Source organism: Rhodoferax sp. (assembly GCF_039922535.1).
Classification (GTDB): Bacteria; Pseudomonadota; Gammaproteobacteria; order Burkholderiales; family Burkholderiaceae_C; genus Rhodoferax_B.
Genome location: NZ_JBDTEM010000234.1, coordinates 1 through 8586 on the forward strand (window position 1 = coordinate 1; position 8586 = coordinate 8586).

General features: G+C 59.9%; 10 protein-coding genes. 7 read left to right on the forward strand and 3 right to left on the reverse strand.

Translation table 11 applies throughout. From position 1 onward, the window contains the following. Positions 1 to 1116, reverse strand: a 1116-nt coding sequence (gene dnaA, locus ABI213_RS11105; RefSeq protein ID WP_348027073.1) for a chromosomal replication initiator protein DnaA, incomplete at its 3' end; no start/stop codon positions are given. 382 nt (positions 1117 to 1498) lie between these two features. On the opposite strand from dnaA, the gene rpmH reads away from it, so the two are divergent. From rpmH to ABI213_RS11140, 7 genes are all read left to right on the forward strand, one after another. Further along, entirely contained in the window at positions 1499 to 1633 is a 135-nt protein-coding gene (rpmH, locus tag ABI213_RS11110; RefSeq protein WP_092757190.1) for a 50S ribosomal protein L34, read from the forward strand. A 32-nt stretch (positions 1634 to 1665) separates the two neighbouring features. Beyond that, positions 1666 to 2118, forward strand: a complete 453-nt coding sequence (locus ABI213_RS11115; protein WP_348008511.1) for a ribonuclease P protein component — start codon at positions 1666 to 1668, stop codon at positions 2116 to 2118. Next, a complete protein-coding gene (gene yidD, locus ABI213_RS11120) occupies positions 2115 to 2387 on the forward strand; it encodes a membrane protein insertion efficiency factor YidD (RefSeq protein WP_348008512.1) in 273 nt (90 codons plus the stop codon). Before ABI213_RS11115 ends, yidD begins: the two co-directional genes overlap by 4 nt. Further along, positions 2384 to 4084, forward strand: a complete 1701-nt coding sequence (gene yidC, locus ABI213_RS11125) for a membrane protein insertase YidC (protein WP_348008513.1) — start codon at positions 2384 to 2386, stop codon at positions 4082 to 4084. The genes yidD and yidC overlap by 4 nt, the downstream gene beginning before the upstream one ends. A gap of 72 nt (positions 4085 to 4156) precedes the next feature. Beyond that, positions 4157 to 5527: a tRNA uridine-5-carboxymethylaminomethyl(34) synthesis GTPase MnmE gene (gene mnmE / locus ABI213_RS11130; protein ID WP_348008514.1), complete on the forward strand. Its 1371-nt coding sequence runs from the start codon at positions 4157 to 4159 to the stop codon at positions 5525 to 5527. 18 nt (positions 5528 to 5545) lie between these two features. Continuing rightward, on the forward strand, positions 5546 to 6022 hold the full coding sequence (locus ABI213_RS11135) for a cyclic nucleotide-binding domain-containing protein (RefSeq protein ID WP_348027075.1): 477 nt from the start codon (positions 5546 to 5548) through the stop codon (positions 6020 to 6022). A gap of 28 nt (positions 6023 to 6050) precedes the next feature. Then, positions 6051 to 6581 (forward strand): hypothetical protein, encoded by a 531-nt coding sequence (locus ABI213_RS11140; protein WP_348027077.1) that lies wholly within the window; start codon positions 6051 to 6053, stop codon positions 6579 to 6581. Here ABI213_RS11140 and ABI213_RS11145 read toward each other — a convergent pair. Then, positions 6558 to 7112, reverse strand: coding sequence for an adenine phosphoribosyltransferase (locus ABI213_RS11145; protein WP_348008517.1), 555 nt, complete (start codon positions 7110 to 7112; stop codon positions 6558 to 6560). The two genes, ABI213_RS11140 and ABI213_RS11145, sit on opposite strands and share 24 nt — an antisense overlap. Positions 7113 to 7163: 51 nt before the next feature. Next, positions 7164 to 8586, reverse strand: a 1423-nt coding sequence (locus tag ABI213_RS11150) for a cation:proton antiporter (RefSeq protein ID WP_348027079.1), incomplete at its 5' end; no start/stop codon positions are given.

The window sequence follows — 8586 nt, forward strand, 5'->3', positions numbered from 1 at the left end:
GATCTGCCGGTTCTGGATCGACAACAGGTCGCGCAGGGCCTCGCGCGCGAGCTGGATCGAGATTTCCTTCTGATTGAAGCGCGAATAGGCCAGGCATTTGCGCAGCGCGCCTTCGAGCTCGCGCACGTTGGAACGCACGTTTTTAGCCACGAAAAATGCCACTTCCTCTGGCATTTCAGTGCCTTCGGCGCGCGATTTGTTGATCAGAATCGCCACCCGCATCTCCAGCTCGGGCGGCTCGATGGCCACCGTCAGGCCGGAGTCGAAGCGCGACACCAGCCGCTCGTGGATGTCGGCCAGGCCCTTGGGGTAGGTGTCGCTGGTCATCACGATGTGCGACTTCTTGGTCAGCAGCGCTTCAAAGGCGTTGAAGAACTCTTCTTGCGTGCGGTCCTTGTTGGCGAAGAACTGCACGTCGTCAATCAGCAACAGATCCAGCGAGTGGTAACGCTCTTTGAATTCGTCAAAAGTCTTGCGTTGGTAAGCCTTAACCACATCCGATACAAATTGTTCTGCATGGATGTAGAGAACTTTGGCATCGGGCCGGTCGGCCAGCAAACGGTTGCCCACGGCGTGCATCAAATGGGTCTTGCCCAGACCGACGCCGCCGTAGATAAACAGCGGGTTGTAAAGCTGGCCTGGCGTGCCAGACACGTGCATCGCGGCGGCGCGGGCCATGCGGTTGGCCGTACCTTCGACCAGCGTGTCAAAGGTCAGCGCGGTGTTCAGGCGGTTCTTGAATTGGGCCTGGGCTGGATCTTCGACCGCCGTGGCGGGCTCTGGAATCGCGCCCACGCCCTGGGGTGTCAGCGCTGTAGGGTGAGTGCGTGCCTGGGCTTCGCGCGGAGTAAGGACTAACTCAAGCGGAATGGATTGCCCGTACAGTTTTTCCAGCAGGGCAGCGATACGGCCCACGTACTGTGCACGGATCCAGTCCAGCTTGAAGCGGTTGGCGACAAATAAGGTGACTTTGGAGAAGTCGTCGTTGACCTGCGCCACCAAGGGCTTGATCCAGGTGTTGAACTGCTGCTCGGGCAGTTCTTGGGCCAACTGTTCTGCGCAGGCTTGCCATAGGCTGTGGCCTGCGCCGGTGTTGGTGGGGGTTCCCTCTGTCATTGTGGGGGTGTCTACTTCTGTGGATAAATGAGGGATCGGCGAACCGACCATTGTAGTTTGTCCCGCCCTTATCCACAATTTTCCGGGAATGGCCTGCGCGGTGTCTTGCCAGGGCCTTTGCTGAGCGCTATCTTGCCACGCACAGAAAAATTTGCCATAATGCCGGGTTTCCCTGACTAAATTCATCTAGACAGTTTCCGGGCTTTGCGCTTTGGGGTATCGAACAGATGGGTGTACCGGGTTTTGTGTTGCCGTGAAATTCACGTGAAGGTAACGCCAAGCTCCCAGCTTCAGGGTCCATCAAAAGGGCATTCAACCGCCCCCCATTTTTTGGCAACGCACCCACCGGTGCCGCCAATCCGAACTCTTCTAGGATGTCATCATGAAACGCACTTACCAACCGTCGAAAATCAAGCGTGCCCGTACCCATGGTTTCATGGTCCGCATGAAAACCCGTGGCGGCCGTGCTGTCATCAACGCACGCCGCGCCAAGGGCCGCAAGCGTCTGGCTGTCTAAGCTGGCGCACTGACTTCGGTCTGAAACCTGCCGTGCAGCGACTCAAAACGCGGGCGCAGTTTCAGGCCGTTTTAGCGGGTAAAACCGTGGCCCGGACACCGCACTTTGCGCTGCACCGTGCTGCTTTGGATGTGCTCCCCGTGCCGCCCAAAACCACTGCTAAGTCCACACCTCTTCCTACAGAGCCCGAGTCCACGCGACCGCAGGCTCTGTTTGGCGTTCAGGACGTGTGGGTGGGTGCCATGGCACCCAAGCGCTGGGCCAAGCGCGCGGTCACCCGCAACGCCATCAAACGCCAGATTTACCAGGTGGTTCAGGCTTTTGAGCCGCGCTTTCCACAGGCGGCCCATGTGGTGCGTCTGCGAGGCGTGTTTGACCGCAAGGTGTTTCTGAGTGCCACTTCCGAACTGCTCAAGCTGGCGGTCAGGACTGAGCTGGAGCAATTGTTTGGCATGGCGGTTACCAAAGCGGGGTCTGCGGCATGATGCAGTCCCTGCTGATGGGCGTGGTGCGTGGCTACCGGTTGCTGCTCAGCCCCTGGCTGGGTTCGGCCTGCCGTTTTGAGCCCACTTGCTCGGTGTACGCATTGGTGGTTTTAGAGCGGCATGGTGCGGCAGCAGGTTCTTATTTGACGCTACGGCGGCTGGCGCGCTGCCACCCCTGGTGTGACGGTGGGCTCGACCCGCCTCCGCACGAGCGTCCCCGGCTTTTTTCTCCCTTGCTTTCCTCCTCTTCACATAAGAAGTCTTCATGAACGATATTCGCCGAACCATCCTGTGGGTGATTTTTGGTTTTTCTATGGTGTTGCTGTGGGATAAATGGCAAGTTTTTAACGGCCATAAAGCAACCTTCTTCCCGTCACCCGTCGAGCAAGCGGCTATGGCCAAGCCTGCGGCAGGTGCCGCCTCGGTGCCCGCGCCCGTGGCCGCTACGCCGGCCGTTGGTGTGGCCCAGGTACCCGTAGATCCCGCTGCGCCCGCAGCCGCCAAGGAGCAGGTGGTGGTCACCACCGACTTGCTGAAGCTGACCTTCGATACCGAAGGTGGCTCCCTGGTGCGCTCCGAGTTGTTGGGCCAGGTCGATATGGCCGACAAGTCCAAAAACTTTGTTTTGCTGGACAACAGCAAAGAGCGTTTTTACGAAGCCCAGACCGGTTTGATCGCCGGTGTCGGCTCGGTAGCCGGTGCGGCTTTGCCCAGCCACAAAACGGTGATGACCCTGGTGCCCGGCGAGCGTACGTTGGCAGAGGGTGCTAAGGACTTGGTGGTCCGCTTTGAATCGCCTGTGGTCGGCGGCATCAAGCTGGTTAAGACTTACACGTTAGACCGTGGTTCCTATGTGATCCATGTGAAGCATGAAGTGCAAAACGTCGGCACGGTGGCCGTGTCGCCCCAGCTATATCTGCAACTGGTGCGCGACGGCAACAAGCCACCCGGCGAGTCCTCTTTCTACTCTACCTTTACTGGCCCAGCGGTGTACACCGACGCCATGAAGTACCAAAAGGTCGACTTCAAGAAGATCGAAGAAAACAAGGTTGATATCGAAAAGACCTCCACCACCGGCTATGTGGCCATGGTGCAGCATTACTTTGCCAGTGCCTGGCTGCTGGGCGACGGCATCCAGCGTGACCTGTTCATGCGCAAGGTTGATACCAACCTGTACGCGGTGGGCATGATCACACCGATGAACGACATTGCCCCCGGTACCAGCAAGTCTGTGGATGCACGCATGTTCGTGGGTCCGCAACTTGAAAAGTTGCTGGAATCGTTGACCCCCGGCCTGGAGCTGGTGAAGGACTATGGCTGGGTCAAGATTCTGGCCGAGCCGCTGTACTGGCTGCTCGACAAGATCCACAGCGTGCTCATGAACTGGGGCTGGTCGATTGTGGCCTTGGTGCTGTTGCTGAAAATCGCCTTTTACTGGCTCAATGCCAAGGCCTATTCCAGCATGGCCAAGATGAAGGCCATCAACCCCCGCATTACCGAAATGCGTGAGCGCCTGAAAGACAAGCCTGCCGAAATGCAGCAGGCCATGATGAAGATTTACCGCGAAGAAAAAATCAATCCAATGGGCGGCTGCTTCCCCATCATGATCCAGATTCCAGTCTTCATGGCCCTGTATTGGGTGCTGTTGTCCAGCGTGGAAATGCGCAATGCGCCTTGGGCGCTGTGGATCCATGACTTGTCGTCGCCAGATCCGTTCTTCATCTTGCCGGTGCTGATGGCCATGACCACCATGCTGCAAACCTCGTTGAACCCCGCTCCGCCGGATCCCCTGCAGGCCAAAATGATGTGGTTCATGCCCCTGGCGTTTTCGGTGATGTTCTTTTTCTTCCCGGCCGGATTGGTGATGTACTGGATTACCAACAATTCCTTGTCGATTGCACAGCAGTGGATCATCAACACCCGCATGGGCGTTCCACCCAAGTTCCACCTGCCCTCGTTCAAATAACACCGCCCCGGTGGTACACCAAAGCCGCTGAACCTCCGGGTTGGGCGGCTTTTTTCTTGAAGGTTTATTTCCATGCACAGCCGCAACAACGATCCCATCGCTGCCATCGCCACCGCCCCCGGCCGGGGTGCGGTCGGCATCGTGCGGGTCAGCGGCAAGCAGATTGGCCCGGTCATTGAGGCTCTGTGTGGCCGTACGCTTAAAGCCCGCGAAGCCACGTATCTGCCATTTCGGGATGCGGCGGGTGCAGCCATCGACCACGGCTTGGCACTGCATTTCCCGGCCCCGCATTCGTACACCGGCGAAGACGTGTTGGAGTTGCAGGCCCACGGCGGGCCCGTGGTGTTACAGCTGCTGTTGGCGCGCTGCCTGGAGGCGGGAGCGGCTATGGGGGTGCGGTTGGCCGAGCCGGGTGAATTTACCCAACGCGCGTTCTTGAACGACAAAATCGACCTGGCCCAGGCCGAAGCCATTGCCGATCTGATCGATGCCAGCACCGAGGCCGCGGCCCGCAGTGCGGCCCGCTCGCTGTCCGGTGAGTTCTCGCGCGAGATCCACGCCTTGCGCGACGGCCTGGTGCATCTGCGCATGCTGGTCGAAGCCACACTGGACTTTCCTGAGGAAGAAATCGACTTCCTGCGCAAAGCAGACGCGCACGGGCAGCTATCAAAACTACAGCAAAAACTATTCGCTGTGATGCAGCGCACCCGGCAGGGCGCTTTGCTGCGTGAGGGCATCAAGGTGGTGATTGCCGGCCAGCCGAACGCAGGCAAGTCGTCTTTGCTGAACGCCCTGGCCGGGGCCGAGCTGGCGATTGTCACCCCCATCGCGGGCACCACGCGCGACAAGGTGGCCCAAACCATCCAGATCGAAGGTGTGCCCATCCACGTGATCGACACCGCCGGTTTGCGCAGCAGTGACGATGCGATCGAGGCCATCGGCATTGAGCGCGCCTGGGCAGAGATTGAAGCTGCCGATGCCGTGCTGTTTTTGCATGACCTGACCCGCGCAGAACTGGCCGACTACCAGTCGGCCGATGCGGCTATCGCGGCCGAACTGGCCCAGAAGCTACCGCCCCGTGTGCCGGTGATCGATGTGTGGAACAAGCTGGATTCTCACCAAGCCGCCGTTGGCATGCTGGCCCTTTCCGCCAAGACCGGCGCCGGGCTCGACAGCCTGCGCCGCAAACTGCTGGATGTGGCCGGTTGGCAGGCCTCGCCTGAAGGGGTGTTTATCGCCCGAGCACGCCACGTGCAGGCCTTGCAGCGCGTAGAAGCGCATGTAGATGCTGCCGTTGCGCATTTGGCAGCGCAGGCGCAGTTGCTGGACCTACTGGCCGAAGAGCTGCGGCTGGCCCAAAATGCCCTGAACGAAATCACGGGCGCGTTCAGTGCGGACGATTTGTTAGGGGTGATTTTCTCCAGCTTTTGCATTGGCAAATGAATGCCATAAACTGTAGCCATGATTACCGCAGCGCCCAATCTCCAAGGCCTTATGGATGCCTTGCTGCTGAACAAAGCCCAGGACGGCTTGAACCTGAATCTGCTTCCCGCCCAGTGGGAGGCTCTGGCGCACTATCTGCAGCCGCTGACGGTGGTGCAGGGGGATATTCTGTTCAAGCAGGGGGCAATGGACCGTACGCTTTATTTTGTTGCCAGCGGCAGCCTGAGCGTGCATTTTGAAGATGCCGAAAGCCGTATCCGGTTGGCGATTGTGGGCGCAGGCAGTGTGGTCGGAGAAGGCAGCTTTTTTACCGGAACCCCGCGCAGCGCCACCGTGCAGGCGGGCAGTACCTGTGTTTTGTGGAGCCTGTCGCCCATGCGGTTTTCCGAAATGACCCACCGTAAACCCGAGTTGGCCCTGGTGGTGGCCATGGGTGCTGGCGCGGTGGTCGCCAAGCGGTTGATGCACAGCCGATACCGTGTCGCGGTGACATGAATAGGCAGCCCCCAAGGAAGGCAAAAACATGTCTTTTTTAAACTGGTTTTCGCGTAAACCCCAGGCGGAGGCAGCGCCTGCCTCTACCCCGGATGCTGTCAAGTTGCGGGATGCCCGAATCGACCGCCGAGAGCGCTTGTACGCAATTATGCGAACCTCGCTGGTGCAGGCAGGTGTGCAAACGGCCAGTTTTAAATTCAAAGTGCTAGCGCTGGACGACCAGGGACAGCAGTTTTTGGTCATGGTAGATGTGGCGAATCCCTGGGGCGGAGATGCCGGATGGCGGTCACGCATCGAGACACAGGTAGTCCAGGCAGCGCAAACGCAGCATGGCCTGGTAATTACAGCGGTGTATTGGCGCAACAACGCCGAATTGGTGGCCGCGCCGCCCAGCATGCCGGCCACGCTGTCGGGCCCAGAGTCCGGCCCGTCGGACCGTGTCACCCTGGCGGGTGGTGTAGGCCGGTATGAGCCTTTGCAAGATGACGAGGTGGCGGCCTTCCAGAAGGCTTTGGAAGCCGCCTCACGCCTGCCCTCAGTGCCCGGAAAAATCCACTAGCGTAAACAGCGACAAACCGCTTTCACGCAGTTTGTGGGAGCCCCCCAGCTCGGGCAGATCGACAATTGCCGCACCTTCGACTACCGTGGCACCGAGCTTTTCGAGCAGCTTTTTTCCGGCCATCATGGTGCCACCGGTGGCAATCAGGTCATCGATCAGCAGCACCCGGTCCCCAGGTTTGACGGCATCGGTGTGCAGCTCCACTGTGGCACTGCCGTATTCGAGCTCGTAGGTTTCTTCTACCGTGGTGAACGGCAGCTTGCCTTTTTTGCGGATCGGCACAAAGCCGATGTTCAGCTCATAGGCCACTACCGCACCCAAAATGAAGCCGCGGGCATCCAGGCCTGCCACCACGTCGGGACGCAGGGCCGGATCCATGTAGCGGTGCACAAAGGCATCGATCATCACGCGGAAGACGCGCGGGTTTTGTAGCAAGGGGGTGATGTCCCGAAACTGTACCCCGGGCGCGGGCCAGTCGGGCACCGTACGCATGTGGGCCTTGAGGTACGCGTTGACGCTGAAGCTTGTCATGGGAATGTCACCAAAGGAGAGGGGTGGCTATTGTGCCTTGGCCTACGCGCGTCAGCCTTTTAAAAACTTGTCCTCGGCCAAGGCCAGGGTTGCGGCCTCGCCTGACAGCACCAGGGTGTCGCCATCCTGCAGCAAGACGTTGTCATCAGGTTCCTCGGTTTTGCCATTTTTGCGCCGCAAACTGATGACCCGTACCCCCACCGCGTGCAAGGCCAGTCGGCCTAAAGGCTTGCCCAGGCATTTGGCGGCAATCGTCAGAGTCAGGGTGGTCAGGCGTTCGTGGTGCAGCTCGTCCACGCCGTTGTCGTCGGCGCCGTGGAAATAGCCGCGCAGCAGGTTGTAGCGCGCGTCGCGCTGGTCCTGCACCACGCGTATCACCCGGCGCATCGGTACGCCCACCAAGGCCAGTGCGTGGCTGGCTAGCATCAATGAGCCTTCAATCGCCTCGGGTACGACTTCGGTGGCCCCGGCCTGGCGCAGTTTTTCCAGATCGTGGTCGTCCTGAGTACGCACGATCACCGGCACCTGGGGTGCGTGGGCGCGGGTGTGGACCAAGACCTTGAGCGCGCCCGCTACGTCCAGGTAGGTGATGACCACGGCACTTGCCCGCGCCAAGCCTGCCGCCATCAGTGCCTGCAGCCGGGCCGCATCGCCAAACACCACAGAATCGCCCGCAGCGGCGGCCTGGCGCACGCGGTCGGGGTCCAGGTCCAACGCCATGTAGGGAATGCCTTCGCGCTCCAGCATGCGGGCGAGATTTTGCCCGCAACGTCCGTAGCCGCAGATGATCACGTGCTTGTTGGCATTGATGGATTTGCGGGCGATGTGGGTCATTTGCAGCGACTGCTGCAGCCATTCGCTGCTGACCAGTTGCATCACGATCTTGTTGCTGTACATGATGATGAAAGGCGTGGCCAGCATCGACAGCACCATACTGGCCAGAATCGGGTTCAGCAAAGATGCCGGGACCAATCGGTTTTCCTGCGCCAGCGTTAGCAGCACAAAGCCAAATTCGCCCGCCTGTGCCAGGTACAGCCCAGTGCGCAGCGACACGCCCATGGTGCCGCCTAGCAGCCGGGCTAGCACCGTGACCATCGTCAGTTTGAACAGCACCGGCAGGCTCATCAGCAGCAGTACCAGTGGCCAGTGCTCCAGCACCAGCCGCCAGTCCAGCAGCATGCCGATGGTGATGAAAAACAGGCCCAGCAGCACATCGTGGAACGGGCGGATATCGGTTTCCACCTGGTGCTTGTATTCGGTTTCGGAAATCAGCATGCCCGCAATAAAGGCCCCCAGCGCCAGGCTCAGGCCCGCCAGCTCGGTCAGCCAGGCCAGTCCCAGTGTGATCAGCAACAGGTTCAGCACAAACAGCTCTTCGCTCTTGCGCCGCGCCACGATCGTTAGCCACCAGCGCATCACGCGCTGCCCACCGACCAGCAGTACGGTGATCAAGGCTGCAGCTTTGAGCGATGCC